Annotated in this window: 1 protein-coding gene; it reads left to right on the top strand. The window is 70.3% G+C overall.

Features of this window, described 5'->3' with window-relative positions:
- The coding region (locus SB765_RS30680) for a diacylglycerol kinase family protein (protein ID WP_410932625.1) at positions 1-263 on the top strand (263 nt) is incomplete at both ends.

Below are 263 nucleotides of genomic sequence, written 5' to 3'. Positions count from 1 at the left end.
ATCATCGCCGGCGGCGGCGACGGTACGCTGCGTGACGTCGCCGAAGCCATGGCCCGGGCCAAGACCGACGCCAGCCTGGTCCTGATGCCCCTGGGCACCGCCAACGACTTTGCCCGCGCCGCCGGCGTGCCGCTGGAGCCTGCACAGGCACTGGCACTGCTGGACGTGCCACCTCGGGCAATCGACCTCGGCCAGGCCGGCGGGCAAATCTTCCTCAACATGGCCACTGGCGGCTTCGGCAGCCAGGTCACCGCCAATACCTC

The sequence above is a fragment of the Pseudomonas sp. SIMBA_067 genome (assembly GCF_046534675.1).
In the GTDB taxonomy this organism is placed as follows: Bacteria; Pseudomonadota; Gammaproteobacteria; order Pseudomonadales; family Pseudomonadaceae; genus Aquipseudomonas; species Aquipseudomonas putida.
Note: the sequence above shows the minus strand (reverse complement) of the source record. Positions and strands in the feature narration are given on the sequence as shown.